Consider the following 23,133-nt stretch of genomic DNA (forward strand, 5'->3'; position numbering starts at 1 on the left):
GCCGGCTCAGCGGCAGGTGTACACGAACCGCGCCGACGCCGTGTGCCGTGACGGCGAGACGATGCGCAGCTCGGCGCGCGCCCGGTACTCGCCACGGCCGTGGAAGGTCCACAGCAGGTGCACTGTCGCCCGCTTCTGACCTCGCGCCACCTCTTCGTGCAGGGGCCCCGACGTCGTGCCGTCGCTGCGCACCCAGCGGTAGGTGAGGGTGCCGGGCCTGCCGTCGGTCCGTACCACGCCCAGGACATCGGCGGTGCCGTCGCAGCCGGGCCCATCGGCAGGGGTCCGGACCGCCACGCCGCGTACGCCGACCTCCGGCCCGCAGCGCTGCCAGGCCAGGAACGCGAGCACGGACAGCAGCACGAGGGCGAACGTCGCACACCCGCGCAAGCGGCGGCCGTTGCGGCGTGACCGGCCCCCGGCCGGCGGCCCACCGGCGAGGCTGCCGTGCCACACGTCGACGGCCGTCGCGGCGCCGTCGGCGGGCCTTACGGCCGCCGTCACCCCGGGCCCGAACCGCAGGACGTCGCCCTCGATCCGGTCCGGCGCGGCGTCGGACGTCCGGCGGCCGAGCACGGCGGTGGGTGTGCCGACGGCGTCCTGCGGCTCGGGGTGCGTGAACCAGTGGCTGCCGAGGGCGGTCGCGCTGTACTCGTCGTCCTGGGCGCCGTCCTGGCCTTCGCCGGCGCGGGGGCCGAGCCGACCGTTCATGAGACCGTGCACCCCCTCCCGGTCAGGAGTTGCCGGGTGGAGGTGCCGTTCGCGGCCCCCGGGTCCGTGGACGCGCTGACGGCCCAGTAGCAGCCCCCGCCCTGGAAGGCGTGGGTGAGCGGGAGGGTGTACCGCGTGGCGCCGCTGCGCTCGAACGTCTGCGAGCCGTCCGGCGCGCCGAGCTGCCCCTCGGTGTCGCCGGTGTACCAGGAGACCACGACCGTGACCGGACCCGTGCCGTTGGTGGCGACGTCGACGGAGGCGGATCCGGTGGCCGTGCCGGTCCGGCGGAAGCTCGTGACGGAGACGGACTCCACGGACACCGGGGCGGGCGTGGGCGTCGGCCCGGCGGACGGCTCCGTGGACGCTTCGGTGGTGGGCCACGCGGTGGGCCCGCCGGGCGCGGGCGGGGCACTTGTCGTGGGCGAGCCGGTGGGGACGGGCGCGGGGCTCCCCGAGGGCGAGGGCGGATGCCAGGGCGTCGCGGCAGACGGCGACGGTGCAGGACCGACGGACCCCTCGGGCCCCGGGGCCGGCGTACCGGACACGCCGGGAAACGCGGTCGTCGTGGCCACGGCCTCGGCGGCGGTCCGCCCTCCCGCGTCGGTACCCTCCCGTGCGGCGACGGCCACCAGGACGGCCACCACGGCCGCGACGATCCCGGCACCTGCCCGGCGCAGCGCCGGAGTCAGCCATCCACCGGGCGCGCCCAGGGAGGTCGTCGCCACTGCGGTCGTGCCGGACCCGCTGCCCCCGGCCGACGGGAACAGCAGGGGCAGCAGCGCGGCGAGCGCCGCCAGCCGGCGCCGGCCACGCTCTTCCCAGCCGGGCCCGTACGCGGCCCCGGCGATCTCCTCCAGTTCGGCCACGAACGCCGCCGCGGTCTGCGGACGGTCCTCGGGCGCCTTCGCCATCCCGCGCCGGATCAGCGGCCTCACCGCCTCGGGCGTGTCGTCCTCGGGGACCGGCGCGCCGATGTGCTGCAGGGCCAGCTCGGCGACGTTGTCGCCGCTGTAGGGCTTACGGCCGGTCAGGCACTCGTAGAAGGTCGCGGTCGCCGCGTAGACGTCGGCCGCGGGCGAGGCCGGCTCACCCCGCCACTGCTCCGGCGCCATGTACGCCGGCGTGCCGGCCACGCCGGGGGCGCTGCCACGGCCGGTCGCGATGCCGAAGTCCACCAGCCTGGACGTGCCGTCGGCCGAGACCAGCACGTTCTCCGGCTTGTAGTCACGGTGCACGACACCGGCGCCGTGGGCGGCGGCGAGTCCGAGAAGGGAGCCCTTGAGCACCACCAGGGCCGCCTCGGGGCCGGTCGCTCCCTCGTGTGCGAGCAGCGACCGCAGGGCTGTCCCGTCGATCAGCTCCATCACGATCGCCGCGCCGTGCGGTGCCTCGACGTATTCGTAGAGCCGCACGACATACGGCGACTCCAGCGCGCCCAGCACGCGCGCCTCCGCCCGGAACTCGCGGACGAAGGCCGCGTCGCCGCGCAGCCGTTCCCCGAGGTACTTCACCGCGACCGGCACGCCGGTGGCGTCATGGACGGCGAGGACGACACGCCCGCCGGCCCCCGATCCGAGTTCCCGGGACTCGGTGTATCCCGGTACCGACCACACGCTCATCGCGTCCCCCCGTCCGGCGGACATCCTGCCCGGGCCGTCGTCGTCGGGCCCGGCTCACGGACTGTCCTCAGCACAGACACATTTCCCTCACGGCCGGTTCCCGTAGGGATCAGGACATCTGCGGCACGACTCCGTACTTGGCATGGACCTGCCCGGCTGGCTCGGTTACGCTCCGCCCGGGCGCTTCTGAGAGCGCTCTCACCCCGATCTGTTCCTCCCCACCTCTGTCGGAACCAGTGAAAGGTCGAACGCTGTGAGACGCATGACAGCCATATGTGCGGGATCACGCCGTGGCCGAGGCAGGCGCGCGACGACGGTCGTACGCGCCGGCCTCGCCGCGCTCCTCGCCCTCGGCGCGTGGACGTCGGCCGTGGCGAACCCCGCCGCGGCGCAGGAGCCCGCCCCCTCCACCGGCGAACCGGTGTCGGCGGGTCTGCTCGCTGCGATGCAAAAGGACCTGGGGCTCACCGAAGGCCAGGCGCGGGAGCGACTCGCGGCCGAACGGGCCGCCGTCGCGATCGAACCGAGGGCGCGCCGTGCCGCTCAGGACGCGTACGGCGGGTCCTGGTTCGACGCGGACAGCGGACGCCTGACCGTCGCCGTGGCCGACCCCCGCAGGGCGGCCGCCGTCCGGGCCACGGGCGCGGCCGTCCGCGTCGTCGAGCACAGCGCGCGCCGGCTCGACGCGGCCAGGAGGGCGATCGACGCGCTGGACGCTCCCGACGGAGTGGGCAGTTGGCACGTCGACCCCGAGGCGAACCGGATCGTGGTGAACGTCGTCCGTGCACAGCGCTCGGACAACGATGTCGAAGCATTCCTCGACCGTGCGCGCAGAGCCGGTCCCGTCCTGGTCAGGAGCGTGGCCGAGGCGCCGCGGACCTTCGCCGCGGGGACGGTCGGCGGCGACCCGTACTACACGGGCAACGTCCGCTGCTCGATCGGTTTCTCGGTGCACGGCGGCTTCGTGACGGCCGGCCACTGCGGGCGGCCGGGCGCGGCCGTACGCGGCTGGGACGGCTCGCACATCGGGACGTTCCAGGGGTCCTCGTTCCCGGACAACGACTACGCGTGGGTGAACGTCGGCAGCGGCTGGTGGACCGTGCCCGTGGTACTGGGCTGGGGCACGGTGCCCGACCGGTTGGTGCGCGGCTCGGCAGAGGCGCCCGTCGGCGCCTCGGTCTGCCGCTCGGGCTCCACGACGCACTGGCACTGCGGCAGCGTCCTCGCCAAGAACGAGACAGTGAACTACAGCCAGGGCGCGGTCCATCAGATGACGAAGACCAGTGTGTGCGCCGAACCGGGCGACTCCGGCGGGTCGTTCATCAGCGGTGACCAGGCGCAGGGCGTCACGTCCGGCGGCTGGGGCAACTGCAGCGGCGGCGGACAGACCTGGTACCAGCCGGTCAACGAGATCCTGGCCCGCTACGGGCTGAGGCTGCACACGGCCTGACCGGTACGGCGCCGTCGGCCGGCGGCGGACATGCTGCCGCTCCTCCTGGGAGCGGCAGCATTTTTTCTTGCTGTGTGAAATCAAAAGCGCTGAGCTGCTGGGAGATCCATCAGCTATTGCCCTGATTTCGGCGCAGTTCTCGATCGGGCGTGGAGCCACTCCGCGGGACGTCACGGTTGAATAACGCGCTGTTTTCTTGCTTGACGCACAAAAAACAGAGGCGACACACTCCCGTCATCCGCAGGCAACCGGGGCACCCGCCCCGGCCCTGACGACGGACGGAGACAACATGGCGATCTCCAGACGAGCCCTCATAGCCGGTGCCGGAGCCGCTGCCACCGGTGCGGTACTCGCTTCCGCGTCCACGAGCCACGCCACCGAACCGGCGGCCCTCGCGCGGCGGGCCGCACACCCGGCCGCGCTGCCCATCGCCTCCCGCAACAGCGTCTGGACCCGGTCCGGCGCCGGCCCGCTGTACTGGAACATCTACGGCTGGGCCTTCCCGCACAACGCCCCGATCCCCGAGGCCGAGTGGCAGGCCAACGTCGACTGGCTGGCGAAGGACTTCGCCCCGCACGGCTACCGCATGGCCTGCACCGACGGCTGGATCGAGGGATCCTCCCGCACCACCCGCAACGGCTACATCACGACCTACAACGACTCCTGGCAGCACGACTGGGCCTACTGGTCCCGGTACCTGAAGAGCCGTGACATGTCGCTCGGCGTCTACTACAACCCGCTGTGGGTGCACCGCGCCGCCGTCGCCGATCCCGGCAAGACGGTCGCGGGCCGCCCCGACGTCCGGATCGCCGACATCGTCACCGAGGGCGACTTCTTCGCCGGCGGCATCGGCGGCGACACCCTCTACTGGGTGGATGTCACCAAGGACGGCGCCAAGGAGTTCGTCCAGGGCTATGTGAAGTACTTCAAGGACCTCGGCGTCCCGTACCTGCGCATCGACTTCCTCTCCTGGTACGAGGACGGGCGCGACGCCAACATCGGCACGGTAGGACTGCCGCACGGCCGGGCCAACTACGAGACCGCACTGCGCTGGATGCATGAGGCCGCCGGCGAGGACGTCGAACTGTCCCTCGTCATGCCGCACCTGTACCACCACGCCGAGGCGGAGATCCGGTACGGCGACCTGATCCGCATCAACGCCGACGCCGACAAGGGCGGCTGGGACCGGCTGAGCGGAGGCAGGCAGCACTGGCAGGACGCCTGGCCCAACTGGCACAACCCGTTCCTCGGCTTCACCGGCTACGCCGACCGGTCCGGACGCGGCCAGCTCATCCTCGACGGCGACTTCCTGATGATGAACACGTTCGCCAACGACGACGAGCGGCGCACCTGCATCTCCCTGATGACACTCGCCGGATCCCCCCTCAACATCTCCGACCTGCACAGCAACATCGCGGACCACGGGTGGGCCTACACCAACCCGGAGGTACTGGCCCTGCACCACCAGGGCCTGGTCGGCAAGCCGTACTTCCACAACGCCACCTCCTACGCCGTCGACCCCGGCAGCCGCGACAGCGAACGCTGGGCCGGCCAGCTCCCCGACGGCACCTGGGCGGTCGCCCTGTTCAACCGGTCCGACGGCCCCGTCACTCGCTCGCTCGACCTCACCGCACTCGGCATCGACGGCACGGCCCGCGTACGGGACCTGTGGCGGCACGAGGACCTCGGCCGGCTGTCCACCGTGCGCGCCGACCTGCCCGCGCACGGCACCCTGCTGGTCAAGGTCACGCCCGACGACACCTCCCGCTACCAGGCGGCCTTCGCGGCCTGGGGAGGCGGCGCCGGGTTCGGCAACACCGTCGCCGGTCACCAGGCGATGGGGTACGCGGACATCGACGGCGACGGAGCCTCGGTCACCTTCGCCGTCGGCGCCCGCGCCTCCGGCACGTACCGGATCTCGCTCCGCTACTCCTCGCAGGCCGGAGGCACCCTGACCCTCGGCGCGGAGAGGCCCGACCACACCGTGGTGACCCGCCCGGCAAGGGTGGACTTCCCCGCGACGGGCGGAGGTTGGGCCACCATGAGCGGCACGGTCAAGCTCGCCGCCGGTGACAACCTGATCACCGTCGTCAGGGCGCCCGGTGACACCGGGACGATCGCGCTCAACCACATCGACGTCCGCTGACCGCGGCGGACCGGTCCACCGGCAGACGGAGGTACGGGCGATGAGCCCTTCACGGATCCCCTTCTCGGATCTCATCGGCGAGCAGACCCGCGCGGAGATCTTCGCGACCGTGCTCACCGCGGGGCCCATCTCCCGTACCGGTCTCGCCCAGCGGCTGGGGCTCGCGCCCTCCAGCGTGACCAGGATGCTGCCTCCGCTGCTGGAGCACGACTACCTGCGCGAGACCGACGCCCAGCCGCAGGGCCGCGGGCGGCCCCAGCGGATGCTCCAGGTCAATGCCGACAAGCACATCGTCGTCGGCATCAAGATCGGGCCGGCGCAGGTCTCCGGAGTGGTCACCGACATGGCCGCCAAGGTGCTGGCCCGCGCCGAGGCGCCGATCGCCGACAGCACCCCGGACACCGCCCTCACCGCCGCGGCGCGGCTCACGGCGGACCTGCTCGCCGAGGCGCCCGAGGCCGCCGACCGGGTGCTGGGCATCGGTGTCGGCGTCAGCGGCCATGTCGACTCCACCGCCGGGATCTGCCGCTACTCCGCACTGCTCGACTGGAACAAGGTCGACGTCGCGGGCCCCCTGTCCCGCGCGACCGGACTGCCCGTCGTCGTCAACAACGACGTCAACACCCTGGTCGTCGCCGAACGCTGGTTCGGCGAGGGCCGTGACATCGACTCGTTCGCCGTCGTCACCGTGGGCCCCGGCATCGGCTGCGGTCTCCTCCTCGACGGCACCCTGTACGCCGGAGTCAGCGGCATGGCCGGCGAGCTCGGCCATCTGCCGCTCGACCCGGCGGGCCCGATGTGCAGCTGCGGCCGGCGAGGCTGTCTCGAAGCCCTCGCCGGCGAGCGGGCCGTCCTGCGCCACATCCGCGACGGCGGCGTTCCCGGCTGCGCCACCATCGCCGAGGCACACGAACTCGCCCGGCACGGCAGCGGAGCCGGCCGCGCCGTCGCGGCCGCGGCGTTCGCCGAGGCGGGCACCGCGCTCGGCCGGGGTCTCGCCGGCCTGTGCAACCTGCTCAACCTTCAGAAGATCATCATCGCGGGGGAAGGCGCCGTCGCCTACGACCTCTTCGGCCCGGCCATGACCGGAGCCCTGGAGGCGTACGCGTTCTCCGACGCCGCCCGCGACTGCACCCTCCACGTCGATCCGGTCCACCACGACCTGTGGGCGCGCGGAGCCGCCTGCCTCGTCATCCGAGAGGCCGTCCGCGCCCCGATCTCCTGACCCCCTCCCTCAACTCACCCCGTGCTCATCGAGGAGCCGTCATGCGCATCGCCGTGCGCCGAGCCGTCACCGCGCTCGCCACCACCACCGTCCTGCTCGCCGCGAGCGCCTGTTCCACCGGCGGCGAAGCCGCCGACGAGAAGAAGCCCGTCGGCGCCGCCAAGGGCGCCATCACCTGGTACGCCATGGACTTCGGCACCGACAACCTGCCGCAGAAGCTCATCGACGCCTTCGAGAAGGCGCACCCCGACATCAAGGTGACGCTCAAGGCGGCCCCGACGAACTCCGACACCGTGCGTGCCACCCTCACCACCGAGATATCCGGCGGCTCGTCGGAGATCGACGTCTACAACGGCGACGTCGTGTGGCCCGCCCAGTTCGGGGACGCCGAACTCGCGCTGCCCCTCGACGAGTACCTGCCGAAGGACTACTGGGAGCAGTTCGCGCCGGGCCGCGCCGACGGCACCGTGCACGAGGGGAAGCACCTCGCCGCGCCCCTGTTCACCGACGAGGGATTCCTCTTCTTCCGCAAGGACCTGCTGGAGAAGCACAAGCTGCCCGTGCCGAAGACCTGGGAGGAGCTCGCCGCCACGGCCGAGAAGCTCCAGGACGCGGGGGACGTCACGTACGGCTACTCCGCCCAGTGGGCCAACTACGAGGGCTTGACCGCCGACTGGGCCGAGCTGTCCGCGTCCGCGGGCGGCGCCACCGTCAGCGACGACGGCACGAAGTCGCGGATCGACTCGCCCGAGAACCGCAAGGCCCTCGGATACATGCGCTCGCTCCTCGACCGGGGCATCGCGCCCAAGGCCATGCTCTCCTTCCAGGAGGCCCAGTCCCTGCAGGCGTTCACCAGCGGCCAGACGGCCTTCCACCGCAACTGGGGTTACGCCTGGGGCGAGTCCGAGAACCCCGAGGTGTCCAAGGTCAAGGGCAAGGTCGGCATGACGGCGATGCCCACCTTCGAGGGCCACCCCTCGCCCGGCTCGTCGAACATCGGCGGCTGGAACATGATGGTCAATCCGCACTCGAAGAACCTCGGCGCGACCCTCGCCTTCGTCACGTGGATGACCGGTGCCGAGGGTCAGACCATCCTCGCGCGGAACTCGATGATCCCCGCCAACGAGGCCGTCCTCACCGACCCGGACCTCGCCGCGGGCCAGCCCGTGCTGCAGGCCGCCGCCACGACCGAACTCGTCTCCCGCCCCTCCAACACCCCCCGCTACGCCCAGGTCAGCAAGGCCGTCTACAGCAACCTCAACGCGGCTCTCGCCGGCTCCGCCTCCGTCGAGGACGCCCTGAAGAAGGCCGACAAGGAGATCGGCGAGGCCCTGGGGGGCGGCGGACTGTGACCGGCACCACCGCACCGCCCGCCGCCCCGGCGGCCAAGTCCCGCCCGCCGCGGCCGCCCGCCTCCGCGGCGGCCCGGCGGGGCAGGACCGCCCGCGACCGCAGGCTCTCCCGGCTCGGCTGGGGCTTCGCCTCACCCGCCCTGCTCGCCGTCGTGGCCGTGACCGTCTTCCCCATCCTGTTCTCGCTGGCCATGAGCTTCTCCGAGGTCGAGGTGACCGGATCCGGCTTCCGGCTCGGCGCGCCGACCGGCGACAACTACGCCGAACTGTTCGCCTCCGAACGCTGGCGGCACGCCCTGCTGTTCACCGTGCTCTACACCCTCGGCACCGTCTTCGCCGAAGTCGTCCTCGGCACGGCCGTCGCGCTCGTCCTGGAGCGGCTGACCGACGGCCGGGGCTGGATGATGGCACTGCTCCTGCTGCCCTGGGCGATGATCACCGTCGTGTCGGCGCAGCTGTGGGCGTACGTCTACAACGGTGTGTACGGCGTCCTGTCGTACGTCGTCGAAGCCGTCACCGGCGACCAGGTCAACGTTCTGGGCACGCCGGTACCCGCCGTACTGGCGATGAGCGTCGCCGACATCTGGAAGACCACCCCGTTCGTCGCGATCATCGTGCTCGCGGGACTGGTCATGCTGCCGGGCGACGTCACCGAGGCGGCCCGTATGGACGGGGCGAACGCGTGGACGATCTTCTGGCGCGTGCGGCTCCCGCTGCTGCGGCCCACCCTCGCGATCGCCGTCCTCTTCCGCATCCTCCAGGCCTTCGGCATCTTCGACCTGCCGTTCGTCCTGACCGGCGGGGGACCGGGCGACGCCACGCAGTCGCTGGCGCTGCTGGGCTGGCAGGTCATGTTCCAGAACCTCAGTTTCGGCCCAGGAGCCGCCGTCGCCGCCTCCACCGCGGCGCTCGTATTCGCCGGCTGTCTCGTCTTCCTGCGGGCTTTCCGCACTCAGGTCGGCGACGCGGAGGAGACCGCATGAAGAGCACGATCCGACGCCGCCCGCGGCCCACGTGGACGCATGCCGCGGCCCTGCTGATCGCCGCCTTCGTCGCGGCCCCGCTGTACTGGATGTTCGCCGGGTCGGTGAAGTCCCGCACGGAGATCGCCGCCGATCCGCCGACGCCATGGCCCGAGGACATGACGTGGGAGAACTACGAGGAGGCGTTCGGCCGCTACGACTTCGGCACCTACATGTCCAACTCCGTGCTCGTGTCGGTGATCGCCACTGTGATGGTCCTCGCCCTCGCCACCTTCGCCGGGTACGCGCTCGCACGGCTCCCGGTGCGCGGCAGGACGCCCATCATGGTCGCCCTCCTGATGATCTCCCTGTTCCCGACGATCGCACTGGCCGCACCGCTGTATCTGCTCATGCGCGAGACGGGCATGCTCAACAGCCACCAGGGCCTGATCGTCGTCTACGTCGCCCTCAACGTGCCGTTCGCGATCTGGATCCTGCGGAACTACTTCCTGTCCGTCCCCCAGGAGATGGAGGAGGTCGCCTGGATGGACGGCGCCTCCCCGGTCCGTACCATCGTCTCGGTGATCCTGCCGCAGGCCAGGCCCGGCGTGTTCACGGCCGGCGTGTTCACCTTCACGGCGTGCTGGACGGAGTTCCTGATAGCCGTCACGCTGAACAGTGCCGACGCCTATCGGACGATCCCCGTCGGCATGGCCCTGTTCGGCGACCAGTACGACGTCCCCTACGGCACGATCTTCGCCGCCGCGACCGTATCCGTCCTGCCCATCGCCCTGTTGGTCCTCGTCTTCCGCAAGGCCGTCGTGTCCGGCCTGACCTCCGGCGCCGTCAAGGGCTGACCCCGGCCACGGCACACCGCCGCAACGAAAGGCTGCACCCTCTCCATGACCACGTTCCGACCCGCCCCCGCCTGGCTGGCCGACGCCGTCTTCTACCAGATCTACCCGCAGAGCTTCGCCGACTCGAACGGCGACGGCATCGGCGACTTCAACGGCATCACCGACCGCCTCGACCACCTCGCCTGGCTGGGCGTGAACACGGTCTGGCTCAACCCGTGCTTCTCCTCTCCCTTCCGCGACGCGGGCTACGACATCGACGACTACCTCGCCCTCGCCCCCCGCTACGGAACCGACGACGACCTCGCCCGGCTCGTGGCCGAGGCGGCCCGCCGGGGCATCCGGGTCCTGCTCGACCTCGTCGCCGGACACACCTCGGACCGCCACCCCTGGTTCCTCGCGTCGGCCGACGACCCCGCCGACCACCGCTACATCTGGACCGACGGCGACCGCCCCGAAGGCTTCGTCGCCTCGCCGGGCCGCCGCCCGGGCGCGTACCTGCCGAACTTCTTCGACTCCCAGCCGGCCCTCAACTTCGGCTACGCCCGGCGCGATCCGGCCGAACCGTGGCGGCAGAGCCCCGACGCCGACGGGCCGCGCGCCAACCGGCAGGCGCTGCGCGACGTCATGGACCACTGGCTCCGGCTCGGCCTCGCGGGTTTCCGCGTCGACATGGCCGCCTCGCTCGTCAAGGACGACCCGGACAAGCGGGAGACCGCCGCGATCTGGACCGAGCTGCGGCAGTGGCTGGACCGCACCCATCCCGAGGCCGTGCTGCTGTCCGAGTGGGGCGACCCCGCGGTCTCCGTGCCGGCCGGCTTCCACGCGGACTTCTTCCTCCAGTTCGGCGGACCTACCAACGGCCGCCCCCTGCGCTCCCTGTGGAACAACCGCACCGGCACGGACAACGACGACTGGGACCCCGTCGACTGCTTCTTCGACCCCGAGGGCAAGGGGACTCCCGCCCACTTCGTCGAGGCATGGCAGTCGGCCGGGGAGGCCATCGGCGACAACGGCTTCACCGCACTGCCCACGGCCAACCACGACTTCTCCCGCCTCAACTGCGGCCCGCGTACGGCGGAGCAGCTCCCGGCCGCCTTCGCCTTCCAGCTCACCTGGCCCACTCTCCCCGCCGTCTACTACGGCGACGAGATCGGCATGCGCTTCGTCCCCGGTCTGCCCGACAAGGAGGGCAGCGTCCTCGGCCCGCGCTACAACCGCGCCGGCTCCCGCACCCCCATGCAGTGGGACGACACCGAGAACGCCGGCTTCTCCACCGCACCGGCCGACGCGCTCTACCTGCCCCTCGACCCGGACCCCGCCCGCCCCTCGGTCGCCTCCCAGCGGGCCGACGACGCCTCGCTGCTGAACCTGGTCCGCCGCCTGATCGCGCTGCGCCGCCGGTCACCCGAGCTCGGCCCCTACGGTTCGGTGGAAATCCTGCACACCGGCTACCCGTTCGTCCATGTACGCGGCGGCCGGTACCTCGTGATCGTGAACCCCGGTGCGGCCCCGGCGAAGATCACGGTCGACGAGTCCCGTACCGCGGGCGCCCGCCCGTTGGAGGCACAGGGCGTCCGCATCGCGGACGGCACGATCACGGCGGACGGCTTCGCGTACGGCGTCTACAGCCTCGCGCCCGGGGCCTGACCCGCCCGAGCACGCCCGGGCCGCGCCGGTTCACTCCGCGCGGCCCGGCGGCGCGGCTGCCGCGGCCACCGGAAGCCGCCCTTCCCGGACTCACCACGGCAACTCGCCGCAGGCGAGGGGACTCAGGCCGCCGTGTCAGGCCGCCACGACCCGCACGGTCTCCATCGACGGATCGGCGGCGTCGGGGACCAGCAGCCCGGCGGCCACCCCGCTGCGCAGATAGTCCATCACCTCGGCCGTGATGCGCTCGCCGGGGGCCACGGCCGGAACACCGGGCGGATAGGGGCTGATCATCTCGGCGGCGACACGCCCCACGGCCTGCGAGGCGGGAACTTGTTCGGCAGGGCCGAAGAACGCCGTGCGCGGCAGCATGACCTGCTCCAGCTCCAGCGCACCGGGCACCGGCAGAGCCACCGGAGGCCCGCCGTCGACGGCACCGGCCCCGGCGGCCTCGGCCAGCCGCTTCAGCGAGTCGAGGAACAGCTCCTCGGTCCGGTCGTCATCGGCGTGCGTGATCACGCCGCTGATCCGGCAGGTGTCCGAGGACCCCATGTCCACACGGCAGTTGGTGCGCAGCCATTCGGCGGCCCGCATGCCGCTGATGCCCAGCTCCCGCACATCCACCACGATCTTGAGCGGATCGAGATCGGCCGCGTGGCCCGACTCCACGATCTCGGGGCCCATCAGCCGCAGTCCCGGCACGGCGGCCACCGCCTCCCGCAGACGACGCGCGCGGCGCAGAGCGCCGTCGATGAGCTCGTGGCCCCGCTCCACCATCTGCCGCCGCCAGCCGTCCAGGGATGCGTAGACCAGGGACGAGGCGCTCGTCGTGCCGAGAAGGTCCTCGCGCTGCTTGAGCGCGTCGGCCGACACGCGGTCGCCCTGGAGGTGGAACACCGAACTCTGCTCGACGGCGCTGCCCATCTTGTGCACGCTCGTGACGACGAGATCGGCGTCCGCGTCCATGCCCCAGGCCGGCAGGCCGTCGTGGAACGGCAGGTGCGCGCCCCAGGCCTCGTCGACGATGAGCGGCACGTCCTGCGCGTGGCAGACCTTGGCCACGCCCGCGATGTCCGCGCAGGACCCCCAGTCGGTCGGCGTGATCAGCAGCATGCCCTTCGCTTCGGGGTGTTCCGCCAGGGCCTGCCGCACGTCGTCCGGCTCCGGCGGGTGCGTGAGGTTCCGCTCGGCGTCGAAGGCGGGGTGCACCCACACGGGATCGACGCCGCTGACGATGACCGCCGCGATCACGGACTTGTGGGCGTTGCGGGACACCAGGATCTTCTCGCCGGGCCCCGCGACGGCCAGCATCGACGACTTGACCGACAGGGAACTGCCGCACGTCGAGAAGAACGCCCGCTCGGCGCCCACCGCGTCCGCCATCAACTCCTGCGCCTGGTCCAGAACGCCCTGGGACTCGCGGCGGTCGTCGAGCCCGTTGAGGGACAGGACGTCGGAACGGAACACGCCCTCGCCCATCACCTCCAGCACGCGCGGGTCGACGCCTCGGCCCTGCCGGTGTCCGGGCGGGCCGTAGACGGTGTCCCCGCGCCGGTGGAAATCCGCCAGGGCTTCGAGAACGGGCACACGGGAATGGTCCATGGTGCGGCTCCTGGGTCTCGCGTCGGCGCACGGCCGGTACGACTGCACAAAGCGGGTTGCCGTCAGGGGGGGATCTCAAACCGGCGCCGTCCCGCGCGGGGTGCGGGAGCCCGGGGCGGCGCGCACCGTTCGGCAGTTGTCGGCGGGTCGTCGTCGACGAGCTCCAACTTCCTGTGACGATGGCCGACTCACGCACCGGGAGTCCGACCGGGGAGCCGTGTTCCGGCCGGACCGGCCGGCCCCGTGTGCGTCGCTTGGCCAGAACGTCAGGACAGCGGCTACGGTGCTGAGGTGGTGATCACTGGGGAGAACTCGGCGCCGGGTACCGCGTTGCTGCTGGCAGCGGCTCCGGCCGGCAAAGGCCGTCTTGTGGACGCGACGTCCGTGCTGCCCGCGCTCGCCGCCGTACCCGCCTCTGTGCTGACCGGTACGACGGGCGCGGCGGCGACCGTGATCGAGCTCGCCGATCCGCTCGATCCGCAGACCGTGCTGACCCGCATCCGCGCGGCGGCCGCGGCCGAGGGGCCGCTGTTCCTCTACCTCGCGGGACAGTTGCACGTCGACCGCAAGCAGCAACTGCTGCATTTCGCGCTCGCCCGTACGACCCCGGCGACCGTGCGGTACACGGCGCTGCCGTGGCACTGGCTGGCCGGGGAGCTCAGGACCCGCCGGCCGGGGACGACCACGGTGGTCGTCGACCTGGTCGCGGACGGCGCGGCATGGCAGCAGGTGCGAGAGGGCCGCGCCGGGCTCGGCCCGGGCACGCTGCTGTACGGCAGGATCGCACCGGCCCCCGGCCGCCGTACGGTGGTGCCGCCGGCGTACCTCAAGGCGATGGCCACGATCTGGCGCAGCGGCGCCCGGCCGCCCTTCGCGCAGCTGCACGAGCAGGCCGCGTCGGAGTCCGACCACCCGGCCGGCGCCCTGCTGTTCCCGCTGCCGATACCGACGGCGACCCACGGCACGCCGGCGGCGTCGCATCAGCCCGTGCCCGTGCCCGTCGACGTCCCGTCACCCGCGCCTGCGTCGGCGGCTGGAGGGCCCGTAGGCGGGGCCGTGCCCGTCGAGGTTCCGCCACCGGGGCCTGCGCTCGCGACCGGGCTCCGTGACCCCCAGCCGGCCGCTCAAGGGCCCGCGCCCGAGGCGGTGTTGAGCGAGGCCGGGCCCGCTCCTGCGCCCACCGCCGAGCCCCCGGCCCCTGCTCCCGTGCCCTTGCCCGTCGCCCAGCCGCCCGCGACGCCTGCGGCCGAGAGGCGGACGACCTCGTCACCCGCGCCTGCGCCTGCTCCCGCGGCCGGCCCCGCCTCCCAGCCGCCCGCGACGCCTGCGGCCGAGACGCGCACGACTCCGTCCCCCGCGCCCGCACAGCCGCCCGCGCCCCCGGCCACGCCTTCCTCGGTTGCGATCGGCGTGGCCCGCTGTGGCGACGGGGATCCGCACCCGGCGATCCTCGCCGCGGCACGCGCCGGGCGGCACGCCGAGGCCGCCGCTGCCGCGGCCGCGTGTGAGGGCGAGGCCCTGCGGGTGTACGGACCCGGGTCGGTGCAGGCACTGCACTGGCTGGAGGTACGGGCCGACCTCGCCCGCCTCGCCCGCGATCCCGCCCGCAGCTGCGAGTTGTGGATGGCGGTGGCCGACGCCCGGCTGCGACGGCAGCAGACCGCGGACGACCCCGACGTCGAGGGAGCCGTGGACCGCGCACACCATCAGTGGGAACAGGTCCGCGACGCCGCGCGGGCGCGTCGGCTCGCGCCGGAACTCGTCCGGCTGCGCCGGCGCGTGCCGGGTCGTCAGCGCGGCGCACTGCAGTTGCTCCAGCGCAGGCTGGAGCAACTGCAGTAAGGGCGGCGGGGCCGCTCCCCGTACGGCGTGACGTCGTGCTCGGCGCCTCGGCGATCTCCCGGTCGGCGTCTCATTCGACGCTGTAGTGCCGGTACAGGCGCTCCTCCTCGTGCCGGGAAAGGTGCCCACGGGCGTCGACGTCGACGTCGGGTGCTTCCTTGATCTTGTTCTTGGGGTAGGGCACCTCGAGATGGTCCTCGACCATCGTGGCGTCCCCGATGGGCACCAAGGATTCGCCGGTGCCGAAGAGGCCGGTCTGCACGCTGACCCAGTCCGGCTCTCCTGTGACGTCGTCGACGAAGACGTGCTTCGCGTTGCCGACCTTGTGGCCCTCGGCGTCGTACACCGGGTGGTCCAGCACATGCGGGATCTGGTCTCGGGTGATCACTCTCTTCCTCCCTTCCACGACGTCCCTCCGGCGGCGGGTAGCCGGATGAATGACGGCTAAACAATGACGGAAGCGGCGAATGGATCAACGAGGGCGGCGGGATCGCGGCCCTTTTCGAAGCGGTGCCGATGCTGTTACGATCCGTTCCGAGACGGAACGAAAACAGGGGAGAACGGGATGCGAGTCAAGGATTTCGACCACCTCGTGCTCAACGTCCAGGACGTCGAGCGCGCGCTGGAGTTCTACTGCGGACCCCTCGGTCTGGAGCCGGTCAGGGTGGAGGAGTGGCGCGAGGGCAAGGCGCCCTTCCCCTCGGCGCGGATCAGCCCGACCGCCATCATCGATCTGGTCAGCCGCCCCCGGGGCGAGTCCAACGTCGACCACATCTGCCTCGTCGTCGATCCGCTCGACTGGCAGGAGGTCGTCGACTCCGGCCGGTTCACCGTTCTCGAAGGCCCTGTCGACCGCTACGGCGCCCGCGGCAGCGCGCAGTCGATATACGTGCAGGACCCGGACGGCAACACGGTCGAACTGCGCTGGTACCCGCAGGATGCCGCGGACTGAGCCCCGCCGGGGGCGGCCCAGGGACCCGGCCATCGACGCCGCCGTACTCTCCGCGACCCTCGACGTGCTGCGGGAGCAGGGGTACGCGGGATTCGCCCTGGAGCGGGTCGCCGCCAGGGCGGGCACGACGAAGCCGTCGATCAGGCGCCGGTGGCCGGTCCGGCAGGATCTGGTCATCGATGCCCTCGCCTCGGTCCTCGTCACGCCCCCGGTCCCGGACAACGGCTGCACCCGCTGCGATCTGACCCAGAGCGTCAGGCTGCTCGCCGAGGCGCTGCACGACCGGCTCCCACCGGGCGTCCTCGCACCGCTGCTGGCCGACTGCGCGCGCGACCCGGCGCTTCACCGCCGCCTGATCGAGACCGTCGTGCAGCCCAGCAGGCGAGCCGCGGCGGTCGCCGTGCGGCGCGCGGTCGACCGCGGCGATCTGCACGACGACGTCGATCCCGAACTGCTCGTCGACCTGCTCGCGTCGACGGTCTACCAACGGGCGCTGTTCGGGGACGGGCCGGTCGGCGAGACGTCCGCACGTCCGCTGGTGGACCTGCTGCTGCGCGGGGTCGCCGTCGACTTCGACCGGCTGGTGCGCATCAGCAGGCAGCCCCCCGGCGCCCGGCACCGCCACTGACCCCAGGATCCCGGAGGCTGCCCCGACCGGTGTCACGGCACGAGCGGACGGACCTCCTCCGCGGCGAACCGTACGAAGCCCTCCGGGTCCGGCTCGTCGGCGGTCGGCTGCAGCACCACCGTGTCGGCCCCGGCGTCCGCGAGCCGCTGCACGGCCTTGGCCACCGCACCCGCGTCCCCGGCGACACCCAGCTCGGACGCCGACTCCTCCGGGGAACCGGCCAGTTCGCCCCGCAGCCTGCCGGCGGCCCCGGGGCCGGTCGCGGTGTGGAGGTAGACGACGACAGGGTGGGGTCCGGTGCGTCCGCCCGCAGCCCGCCCTTCGTCGATCAGTTCCCGGGCTCGGCGCACGCCGTCGGCCGGTACGCTCGCGTCCAGGACCGTCCCGTCGGCCGCTTCGCCCGACAGCCGCAGCGACTTGGGCCCGCGGGCACCTGCGAGCACCGGCGGCGCGGCAAGTGGCGGCCAGTCCAGGGCGACGCCGTCGAGCTTCACGTAACGGCCTTCCACCGTCAGCCGCTCACCGCCCAACAGGGCGCGTGTCGCCAGCAGATGCTCGCGCAGCAGCGTGAGGGGTGACTCGACCCGCGCACCGACCTGGCCCATCCAGTCCTGGACACCGTGCCCGAGCGCCAGCTTGATGCGCCCGGGGAAGAGGCGCAGAAGCGTGGCGGCCTCCATCGAGGCCAGCGCCGCGTTGCGCAACGGGACCGGGAGCAGGCCCACGCCCACGCACAGTCGCTCCGTCCACGCGAGTGCGGCCGCCGCGGTGGCGATGCCGCTCTCCAGGAAGCAGTCCTCCCAGAGCCACAGCTCCTCCAGACCTGCAGCATCGGCCGCGCGGGCCATGCCACGGAGCCGTTCAGGGGGCAACTGGGGCCGGAACACCACGCCGAGAGTAGTCATGGGCCCTTTCCTACCCACCTGTTCCGCGCTCCCACCAGGCAGTGTCCGCCCGCACGCCGGGCGTCCTTTCGGGGCGAAGACCACGCGCAGAACCCGGCGGACCGGGGGCCGTGGGGGCGCGTAATGGTGTCCGCTGGGGCCGGAAAGCATGCCGGACCTGCTCGTTTTTCGGTGGACATGCGAGTGATGTCGGGTCGTGCGAGGCTGAACGCGCCCAGATCCCCCACCTCGAAGGAGAGACTGATGGGTATCAAGGACCAGTTCAGGGACAAGGCCGAACAGCTCAGGGACGAGGCGCAAAAGCGCATGGACGACGCCAAGTCGCGTGGCCGGCAGTCCCAGGAGCGCGGCCGGCAGCAGTCCGACGAGCGCGGCCGGCAGGAGCGGGAGCCCGGCCGTGCGGGCCGTGAACCGCGCCAGGCGATGCTGGACGAGGACGAGGACCGCTACCAGAGCTGATCCGGGCCGTCATGTCGCGGGAAGGGGCGCACCCCCTGCGCGGGTGCGCCCCTTCACTTGCGCGCGGCGCGCAACGGGTACCCGGATCAGCAGGTGCGGCCCGTGTAGAACGCCCCGTCGATCCTGCTCGCCGCGCCCAGCCAGGTGTCACCGGGGCCCAGGCACCACTCGTAGTTCGGCCCCCACACCTCGATCTCGACGATCACGCGCGAGCCGTCGCCCGTGCAGTGGTTGTAGAAGGCGTCGCTCGACGTCTCGTAGAACCCGCACGGATTCATGGCGGCGACCGAGGGTGAAGCGGCGGCCGCGACACCGGACATGCCGAGCACGAGGGTCACGGCGCCGACGGCGGCGGACAGGGAGCGGCGAAGGCTCATGCAGAACTCCTGAGTGAGAACGAGACGCCCCGTGGCGGGGCTTCTGATCAAGGAGCATCCATGACCGTTGCCGCCGAGAGGCCCGCATCCGCCCGTGCGGAGCTCATGGTTCACGCGGACGGACGGCACGTCGGCGCGCCCGGTCCGCGTCACCGTGCGACCGTTGGGGCCACCGGCCGAGGGCGGCGGACCGCCAACTACAGTCGCGGAGCAGCCCGATCGCGTTCCCGGAGGCTCCGTTGACCCAGCACCTCACCGTCGTCACCGGCGGCAGCCGCGGCATCGGCGCCGCGATCTGTGTACGCCTCGCAGCCGAGGGCCACGACGTGGTGGTCGGCTACCGGTCCGGCGAAGACGCCGCGTCGACCGTCGTCAAGGCGGTCAATGACGCCGGAAGGCGCGCGCTCGCCGTCTGCGTGGACACCGCCGACGAGACGTCCGTGGACAGCCTGTTCGACCGCGCCGCCGAACTGGGCGCCGTCACCGGCCTCGTCAACAACGCCGGTGTCAGCGGCCCCAACGGCCGCCTCGCCGACGCCGACGCCGAGGGCATGCGCCACGCCCTGGAGGTCAACGTGCTCGGCTATCTGCTCTGCGCGCGCCGCGCAGTGCGGGACATGACCGCGTCCGGCGGCGGGGCCGTCGTGAACATCTCCTCGGCGGCCGCCACCCTCGGCAGCCCCGGCCAGTACGTGCACTACGCCGCGACCAAAGCGGCAGTCGACGCCATGACGGTGGGTCTGGCCAAGGAGGTCGCCGCCGACGGCGTACGCGTCAACTGCGTGGCGCCCGGCGTCATCTGGACCGAGTTCCACGAGGATCCGCAGCGCCCCGCCAAGCTCGCGGGCACGATTCCGCTCGGCCGGGCGGGACGGCCCGAGGAGATCGCCGGATCGGTCGCCTGGCTGCTCTCCGACGACGCGTCCTTCACCACGGGCGCCGTGCTGCGTGTCGCCGGCGGCATGTAGGCACGCCGTCCCGTGCGGTGCGCGACCACGACGTCAGCGGGCGGGCTCGGCCTTGCGCAGCACACCCACCTTGTCGATGCGGTGCTCGGGGTTGCCCCGGTCGTCACGCCAGAAGTTCCCCGCGGCGTTGTCCTCCGGGGTCGCGCAGGTCGAGATCGTGATCATCGCCTTGACGGGCCGCTCGCCGGGACGGCCGGGAACGGCCGCCCGCTGCTCGGCGAGGGAGCGCTCGGAGCGGAAGGAGGTCGTCCTGCTCTGGGTGATCTCGTACTCGTACACGCGGCCGCCCGCGCGGACGAACACCGATTCGCCCTCGGCGAGCGCCGGCAGATCGCGCAGCGGGCCTCCCGCCGAGAGGCGGTGGGCGGTGACCAGGTAGTTGCCGACCTCGCCGGGGCCGACGCCGCCGTTCTCCCCGTACGGGCTGGCGCCCACGCCGCGGTCCTGGATACGGGTGCCTGGCCAGTCGTCGGTCGTGCCCTCGTACGGGACGACCTTCAGCTCCTTCAGCCCGATCGACGGTATGGAGAGCAGCGCCGTCTCCGTCCGCGGCCGGGGCGGCTCGGGGGCGGGCGTGGCGGCCGCCGGCTTGGTCGCGGGCTCGGTCGGTGTCGTGGCGGTAGAGGCGAAGGCGGCGGCGGGGCGCTCGACCGTGGCCTGTGCCCCGCCGCCCGCCCGGGGCTCCGCGGAGGCGCTGCCGTCCGCGGCCGCGGTGCATCCGGCGAGTACGGTCACGAGCACGCTCGCGAGAGCGAGGGGAACAGCTCGCAGAAGAGTCATGGAAATCCGGATCGTCAGCCGGGCGGAGCGGCCGGCGCTCCGGCGTGGGCACGCCGATCACGCCAATGGCCTCTTTTCGGACACAACAACGATATTCGACCGGATGTTCCTTCCGCCCGGTCGGCGGGCGATTCCTTTGGTTCGTGCAGGTCAGTGCCTGTGTCAGCGCCGCGTGCCAGCATGAGGACGTGACGAACCTGGCCCACCTGAAGCAGCTGAGGCTCGCCAAGGACGCGATGGACCGCGACTGGATGGAGCCGCTCGACCTCGACACGGTCGCCGCCCACGCCGGGTACTCGCGCTACCACTTCGTGCGCGCGTTCAAGGCGGTCTACGGGCAGACGCCCGGCCAGTACCTGTCGGGCCGCCGGATAGAGCGGGCCGAGGAGATGCTCCGCACGGCGAACCTCTCGGTCACCGAGATCTGCACCCTCGTGGGGTTCACCAGCCTCGGGACGTTCTCGGCCCGTTTCAAGCGGCAGACCGGCCTGTCGCCCAGCGAGTACCGCGCGCGGCACGTCGGCCGCGGCGCCGCCCTCATACCGGGGTGCTACGCGATGCTGTGGGCCGGCGGCTTCTCCCCGCCCGAGGGAGCCGTCCGGGGGAAGGGCGCCGGAGACCGCAACTGAGAAGAAGCTGCCCGAGCGGGACAGCTCCTACGGTGGCAGGGCAACGGACACCCCTTCCCCAGGAGCACGCCATGATCAAGGGTCTCGCCATCGCCACCGTCTGGGTGCTGGACCAGGACCGGGCCAAGGAGTTCTACACCGAGAAACTGGGCCTCGAGGTGCGGACGGACATGACCATGGGCGAGGGCGGCATGCGCTGGCTCACCGTCGGTGCCCCGGACCAGCCGGACGTGGTGCTCACCCTCATGGTCCCGGGCCCGCCCGCCATGGACCCCGAGTCCGCCGAGGCCATGAAGAAGCTGGTCTCCAAGGGCATCCTGGGCGCGGGCGTGCTCGCGACCGACGACATCCACGGCGACTACGAGAAGCTCAAGGCACGCGGTGTGCAGTTCCTGCAGGAGCCGCAGGAACGCCCGTACGGCACCGAGGCGATCTTCCGGGACGACTCCGGCAACTGGTTCTCCTTCACCCAGGCCCGCGAGGGCGACCTCGACCTGGACAAGGACTGGGCATGCTGAGGGCGACGCGCAGGCAGGGGAGGGGAGCGGACCCGAAGCGCCACGACGGCCCCGCCCTGCCCGGAGGCGCAGGGGGCCGGCCGCGCGGCCCCGGCGCGGTACGGACCGCCGCGACGGCCGCGGTGGCCCTCGCCGTCGCCGCGAGCGGGCTGCTCGGCGGCTGCACCGCCGGTCAGGAGCCGCCGCGCGCCTCCGCCGGCTGGCGGCTGGAGGCGGCCGCTCACAGCTACGACGCGCCCGGAAAGGCCACGAAACTGGCCCGGCGGATCGTCTCCCTGGTGAACGTGCACCGCAGGCGTGCCGGATGCGCGCCGCTGCGCATCGACGACCGGTTGCAGGCCGCGGCCCAGGCACACGCCGACGACATGGCCGCCCGCGGCTACTACGAGCACGAGAGCCCCGAGGGCCGCGACGGCGGCTACCGTATGGCGGCCCGGGGCTACGCGTGGAACCGCTGGGCCGAGAACATCCACCGGGGCCCGACCGGCCCCACCGAGACAGTCTTCGGATGGATGCGCAGCGCGGTCCACCGGGAGAACATCATGGACTGCCGGCTCGAGCACACCGGCGTCGGCATCAGCCTCAAGGGCAACGGCCCCTGGTGGGTCCAGAACTTCGCCGCCCGAGGCTGAGCGCACCAGGCAGCGACGGCCACGCGCCGCACCAGCGCGCCCGGATCGGTCTCGTCCGGGACGCAGGCGGCATACGAACGACGCGGCCACCGGCGGCTGTAATCGATCAGCCGGCCGGTGGCCGCGTGGCCGCAGATGCCGTCGGTTCGCGCACGTCGGCCTGCACGACGGCCGTGCGGTCGCCCTCGTCGAGCGGAGCCCAGCCGTGCGCGTGGACGATCGGGCCGTTGTCGAGGTGGACGACGCGCGTGCGCGGCGGTACGGAATCAAGCGTCACGTGACGCACTGCGCGGCGCGTTGCGGCCACGATCCGTCGGGCCGCATGCGCCACCGCAGGCGCATGCCGAAGCGGGCCGGGCGCGCCGGACGTCTGTCGGCGGTCAGCCCGCGACGCGGACGTCCAACTGCACACACGCTTCCAAGGCGTTGTCGTCGCCGGTCACGTGGATGCGCACGTCGATGTTCTGACCTGCCAGCAGCGGGGGCGGGGCCATCTCGTACGCGACGGTGTAGAGGTTGCCTGCGGTCACGGCGCCGACCGCGGCGCGCGTGTACGCGAGCCGGCCGAACCGGCCCTCGGTCTGCACGTGCAGCTCGGTGCTCGCGTGGGAGCGCGCGGGGCGGAAGTCCAGTTCGAACCGGGTCGTCTGTCCCACGTCGAGGGTCACCGGGCCCGCGTCCGCCTCCGCGTGACCGGAGACACGGAAGGCGGAGACCTGGCCGCTCCCGCCGCACTCCTCGGCCGGGCCGATGTGACCGGCGTGGGCGGGGGCGGTGGACAGCATGAGCAGGGCGAGCGCACAGGCGGCGGCTGAGTAAGTGATCTTCTTCACGCAGGATCCAACGACACGCCCGTGTGGCGGTCACTC

Annotated in this window: 24 protein-coding genes; 15 read left to right on the top strand and 9 right to left on the bottom strand. The window is 72.4% G+C overall.

Features of this window, described 5'->3' with window-relative positions; all coding sequences use genetic code 11:
- Positions 1–6: 6 nt before the first annotated feature.
- Together AB0K02_RS21420 and AB0K02_RS21425 are read right to left on the bottom strand one after the other, a co-directional pair.
- A complete protein-coding gene (locus tag AB0K02_RS21420; protein WP_365994076.1) occupies positions 7–711 on the bottom strand; it encodes a hypothetical protein in 705 nt (234 codons plus the stop codon).
- The gene (locus AB0K02_RS21425) at positions 708–2,333 is read right to left on the bottom strand and encodes a protein kinase (RefSeq protein ID WP_365994077.1); all 1,626 of its coding nucleotides are present in this window, start codon (positions 2,331–2,333) and stop codon (positions 708–710) included. Before AB0K02_RS21425 ends, AB0K02_RS21420 begins: the two co-directional genes overlap by 4 nt.
- Before the next feature lie 262 nt (positions 2,334–2,595).
- On the opposite strand from AB0K02_RS21425, the gene AB0K02_RS21430 reads away from it, so the two are divergent.
- The 7 genes from AB0K02_RS21430 to AB0K02_RS21460 all read left to right on the top strand — a co-directional run bounded on the left by AB0K02_RS21430 (position 2,596) and on the right by AB0K02_RS21460 (position 11,972).
- Positions 2,596–3,783: a S1 family peptidase gene (locus AB0K02_RS21430; RefSeq protein WP_365994078.1), complete on the top strand. Its 1,188-nt coding sequence runs from the start codon at positions 2,596–2,598 to the stop codon at positions 3,781–3,783.
- A 289-nt stretch (positions 3,784–4,072) separates the two neighbouring features.
- Complete coding sequence (locus AB0K02_RS21435) at positions 4,073–5,929, top strand: hypothetical protein (RefSeq protein WP_365994079.1); 1,857 nt, start codon at positions 4,073–4,075, stop codon at positions 5,927–5,929.
- Positions 5,930–5,969: 40 nt separating this feature from the next.
- Positions 5,970–7,154, top strand: coding sequence for an ROK family protein (locus tag AB0K02_RS21440; RefSeq protein WP_365994080.1), 1,185 nt, complete (start codon positions 5,970–5,972; stop codon positions 7,152–7,154).
- A gap of 41 nt (positions 7,155–7,195) precedes the next feature.
- Complete coding sequence (locus tag AB0K02_RS21445) at positions 7,196–8,506, top strand: ABC transporter substrate-binding protein (RefSeq protein ID WP_365994081.1); 1,311 nt, start codon at positions 7,196–7,198, stop codon at positions 8,504–8,506.
- A complete protein-coding gene (locus AB0K02_RS21450; protein ID WP_365994082.1) occupies positions 8,503–9,489 on the top strand; it encodes a sugar ABC transporter permease in 987 nt (328 codons plus the stop codon). The genes AB0K02_RS21445 and AB0K02_RS21450 overlap by 4 nt, the downstream gene beginning before the upstream one ends.
- Entirely contained in the window at positions 9,486–10,325 is an 840-nt protein-coding gene (locus AB0K02_RS21455) for a carbohydrate ABC transporter permease (RefSeq protein ID WP_365994083.1), read from the top strand. Before AB0K02_RS21450 ends, AB0K02_RS21455 begins: the two co-directional genes overlap by 4 nt.
- Before the next feature lie 45 nt (positions 10,326–10,370).
- On the top strand, positions 10,371–11,972 hold the full coding sequence (locus AB0K02_RS21460; protein WP_365994084.1) for an alpha-amylase family glycosyl hydrolase: 1,602 nt from the start codon (positions 10,371–10,373) through the stop codon (positions 11,970–11,972).
- A gap of 135 nt (positions 11,973–12,107) precedes the next feature.
- Here the strand turns inward: AB0K02_RS21460 and AB0K02_RS21465 are convergent, their stop codons facing one another.
- Positions 12,108–13,574 carry an aminotransferase class I/II-fold pyridoxal phosphate-dependent enzyme gene (locus AB0K02_RS21465; protein WP_365994085.1) on the bottom strand — a complete coding sequence of 489 codons (1,467 nt, stop codon included), beginning with the start codon at positions 13,572–13,574 and terminating at the stop codon, positions 12,108–12,110.
- 291 nt (positions 13,575–13,865) lie between these two features.
- Between AB0K02_RS21465 and AB0K02_RS21470 the strand changes: the two genes are divergently transcribed.
- Positions 13,866–15,416 carry a hypothetical protein gene (locus tag AB0K02_RS21470; protein ID WP_365994086.1) on the top strand — a complete coding sequence of 517 codons (1,551 nt, stop codon included), beginning with the start codon at positions 13,866–13,868 and terminating at the stop codon, positions 15,414–15,416.
- A 70-nt stretch (positions 15,417–15,486) separates the two neighbouring features.
- Here AB0K02_RS21470 and AB0K02_RS21475 read toward each other — a convergent pair whose 3' ends face one another.
- Positions 15,487–15,804, bottom strand: coding sequence for a PRC-barrel domain-containing protein (locus AB0K02_RS21475; RefSeq protein ID WP_365994087.1), 318 nt, complete (start codon positions 15,802–15,804; stop codon positions 15,487–15,489).
- Positions 15,805–15,981: 177 nt separating this feature from the next.
- Between AB0K02_RS21475 and AB0K02_RS21480 the strand changes: the two genes are divergently transcribed.
- Both AB0K02_RS21480 and AB0K02_RS21485 read left to right on the top strand, forming a co-directional pair.
- Positions 15,982–16,368 carry a VOC family protein gene (locus AB0K02_RS21480; RefSeq protein WP_365994088.1) on the top strand — a complete coding sequence of 129 codons (387 nt, stop codon included), beginning with the start codon at positions 15,982–15,984 and terminating at the stop codon, positions 16,366–16,368.
- Positions 16,355–16,996: a TetR/AcrR family transcriptional regulator gene (locus AB0K02_RS21485; RefSeq protein WP_365994089.1), complete on the top strand. Its 642-nt coding sequence runs from the start codon at positions 16,355–16,357 to the stop codon at positions 16,994–16,996. Before AB0K02_RS21480 ends, AB0K02_RS21485 begins: the two co-directional genes overlap by 14 nt.
- Positions 16,997–17,028: 32 nt before the next feature.
- Here the strand turns inward: AB0K02_RS21485 and AB0K02_RS21490 are convergent, their stop codons facing one another.
- Positions 17,029–17,901: an LLM class flavin-dependent oxidoreductase gene (locus tag AB0K02_RS21490; RefSeq protein ID WP_365994090.1), complete on the bottom strand. Its 873-nt coding sequence runs from the start codon at positions 17,899–17,901 to the stop codon at positions 17,029–17,031.
- A 243-nt stretch (positions 17,902–18,144) separates the two neighbouring features.
- Here AB0K02_RS21490 and AB0K02_RS21495 point away from each other — a divergent pair, with 243 nt between their 5' ends.
- The gene (locus AB0K02_RS21495) at positions 18,145–18,360 is read left to right on the top strand and encodes a hypothetical protein (protein WP_365994091.1); all 216 of its coding nucleotides are present in this window, start codon (positions 18,145–18,147) and stop codon (positions 18,358–18,360) included.
- A gap of 86 nt (positions 18,361–18,446) precedes the next feature.
- On the opposite strand, the gene AB0K02_RS21500 is transcribed toward AB0K02_RS21495, so the two are convergent.
- Entirely contained in the window at positions 18,447–18,737 is a 291-nt protein-coding gene (locus AB0K02_RS21500) for a DUF6355 family natural product biosynthesis protein (RefSeq protein WP_365994092.1), read from the bottom strand.
- A gap of 239 nt (positions 18,738–18,976) precedes the next feature.
- Here AB0K02_RS21500 and AB0K02_RS21505 point away from each other — a divergent pair, with 239 nt between their 5' ends.
- Positions 18,977–19,705 (top strand): SDR family oxidoreductase, encoded by a 729-nt coding sequence (locus AB0K02_RS21505; protein ID WP_365994093.1) that lies wholly within the window; start codon positions 18,977–18,979, stop codon positions 19,703–19,705.
- Between the two features lie 33 nt (positions 19,706–19,738).
- Here the strand turns inward: AB0K02_RS21505 and AB0K02_RS21510 are convergent, their stop codons facing one another.
- Positions 19,739–20,485 (bottom strand): class E sortase, encoded by a 747-nt coding sequence (locus AB0K02_RS21510; protein ID WP_365994094.1) that lies wholly within the window; start codon positions 20,483–20,485, stop codon positions 19,739–19,741.
- Positions 20,486–20,721: 236 nt separating this feature from the next.
- Between AB0K02_RS21510 and AB0K02_RS21515 the strand changes: the two genes are divergently transcribed.
- The 3 genes from AB0K02_RS21515 to AB0K02_RS21525 all read left to right on the top strand — a co-directional run bounded on the left by AB0K02_RS21515 (position 20,722) and on the right by AB0K02_RS21525 (position 22,264).
- Positions 20,722–21,114, top strand: coding sequence for a helix-turn-helix transcriptional regulator (locus AB0K02_RS21515; RefSeq protein ID WP_365994186.1), 393 nt, complete (start codon positions 20,722–20,724; stop codon positions 21,112–21,114).
- A 71-nt stretch (positions 21,115–21,185) separates the two neighbouring features.
- The gene (locus AB0K02_RS21520) at positions 21,186–21,632 is read left to right on the top strand and encodes a VOC family protein (protein WP_365994095.1); all 447 of its coding nucleotides are present in this window, start codon (positions 21,186–21,188) and stop codon (positions 21,630–21,632) included.
- Positions 21,626–22,264: a CAP domain-containing protein gene (locus AB0K02_RS21525; RefSeq protein ID WP_365994096.1), complete on the top strand. Its 639-nt coding sequence runs from the start codon at positions 21,626–21,628 to the stop codon at positions 22,262–22,264. The genes AB0K02_RS21520 and AB0K02_RS21525 overlap by 7 nt, the downstream gene beginning before the upstream one ends.
- Positions 22,265–22,370: 106 nt before the next feature.
- On the opposite strand, the gene AB0K02_RS21530 is transcribed toward AB0K02_RS21525, so the two are convergent.
- Positions 22,371–22,541, bottom strand: a complete 171-nt coding sequence (locus tag AB0K02_RS21530) for an SAM-dependent methyltransferase (protein ID WP_365994097.1) — start codon at positions 22,539–22,541, stop codon at positions 22,371–22,373.
- Positions 22,542–22,644: 103 nt separating this feature from the next.
- Entirely contained in the window at positions 22,645–23,097 is a 453-nt protein-coding gene (locus AB0K02_RS21535) for a hypothetical protein (protein WP_365994098.1), read from the bottom strand.
- Positions 23,098–23,133: the final 36 nt, after the last annotated feature.

It is taken from the genome of Streptomyces sp. NPDC049597 (genome assembly GCF_040675505.1).
GTDB lineage: Bacteria > Actinomycetota > Actinomycetes > Streptomycetales > Streptomycetaceae > Streptomyces.

Coding starts and splice junctions, on each gene's coding strand:
- AB0K02_RS21420 (WP_365994076.1), bottom strand. CDS start 711: ATGAACGGTCGGCTCGGCCCCCGCGCCGGCGAAGGCCAGGACGGCGCC.
- AB0K02_RS21425 (WP_365994077.1), bottom strand. CDS start 2,333: ATGAGCGTGTGGTCGGTACCGGGATACACCGAGTCCCGGGAACTCGGA.
- AB0K02_RS21430 (WP_365994078.1), top strand. CDS start 2,596: ATGACAGCCATATGTGCGGGATCACGCCGTGGCCGAGGCAGGCGCGCG.
- AB0K02_RS21435 (WP_365994079.1), top strand. CDS start 4,073: ATGGCGATCTCCAGACGAGCCCTCATAGCCGGTGCCGGAGCCGCTGCC.
- AB0K02_RS21440 (WP_365994080.1), top strand. CDS start 5,970: ATGAGCCCTTCACGGATCCCCTTCTCGGATCTCATCGGCGAGCAGACC.
- AB0K02_RS21445 (WP_365994081.1), top strand. CDS start 7,196: ATGCGCATCGCCGTGCGCCGAGCCGTCACCGCGCTCGCCACCACCACC.
- AB0K02_RS21455 (WP_365994083.1), top strand. CDS start 9,486: ATGAAGAGCACGATCCGACGCCGCCCGCGGCCCACGTGGACGCATGCC.
- AB0K02_RS21460 (WP_365994084.1), top strand. CDS start 10,371: ATGACCACGTTCCGACCCGCCCCCGCCTGGCTGGCCGACGCCGTCTTC.
- AB0K02_RS21465 (WP_365994085.1), bottom strand. CDS start 13,574: ATGGACCATTCCCGTGTGCCCGTTCTCGAAGCCCTGGCGGATTTCCAC.
- AB0K02_RS21480 (WP_365994088.1), top strand. CDS start 15,982: ATGCGAGTCAAGGATTTCGACCACCTCGTGCTCAACGTCCAGGACGTC.
- AB0K02_RS21485 (WP_365994089.1), top strand. CDS start 16,355: ATGCCGCGGACTGAGCCCCGCCGGGGGCGGCCCAGGGACCCGGCCATC.
- AB0K02_RS21490 (WP_365994090.1), bottom strand. CDS start 17,901: ATGACTACTCTCGGCGTGGTGTTCCGGCCCCAGTTGCCCCCTGAACGG.
- AB0K02_RS21495 (WP_365994091.1), top strand. CDS start 18,145: ATGGGTATCAAGGACCAGTTCAGGGACAAGGCCGAACAGCTCAGGGAC.
- AB0K02_RS21500 (WP_365994092.1), bottom strand. CDS start 18,737: ATGAGCCTTCGCCGCTCCCTGTCCGCCGCCGTCGGCGCCGTGACCCTC.
- AB0K02_RS21510 (WP_365994094.1), bottom strand. CDS start 20,485: ATGACTCTTCTGCGAGCTGTTCCCCTCGCTCTCGCGAGCGTGCTCGTG.
- AB0K02_RS21515 (WP_365994186.1), top strand. CDS start 20,722: ATGGACCGCGACTGGATGGAGCCGCTCGACCTCGACACGGTCGCCGCC.
- AB0K02_RS21520 (WP_365994095.1), top strand. CDS start 21,186: ATGATCAAGGGTCTCGCCATCGCCACCGTCTGGGTGCTGGACCAGGAC.
- AB0K02_RS21525 (WP_365994096.1), top strand. CDS start 21,626: ATGCTGAGGGCGACGCGCAGGCAGGGGAGGGGAGCGGACCCGAAGCGC.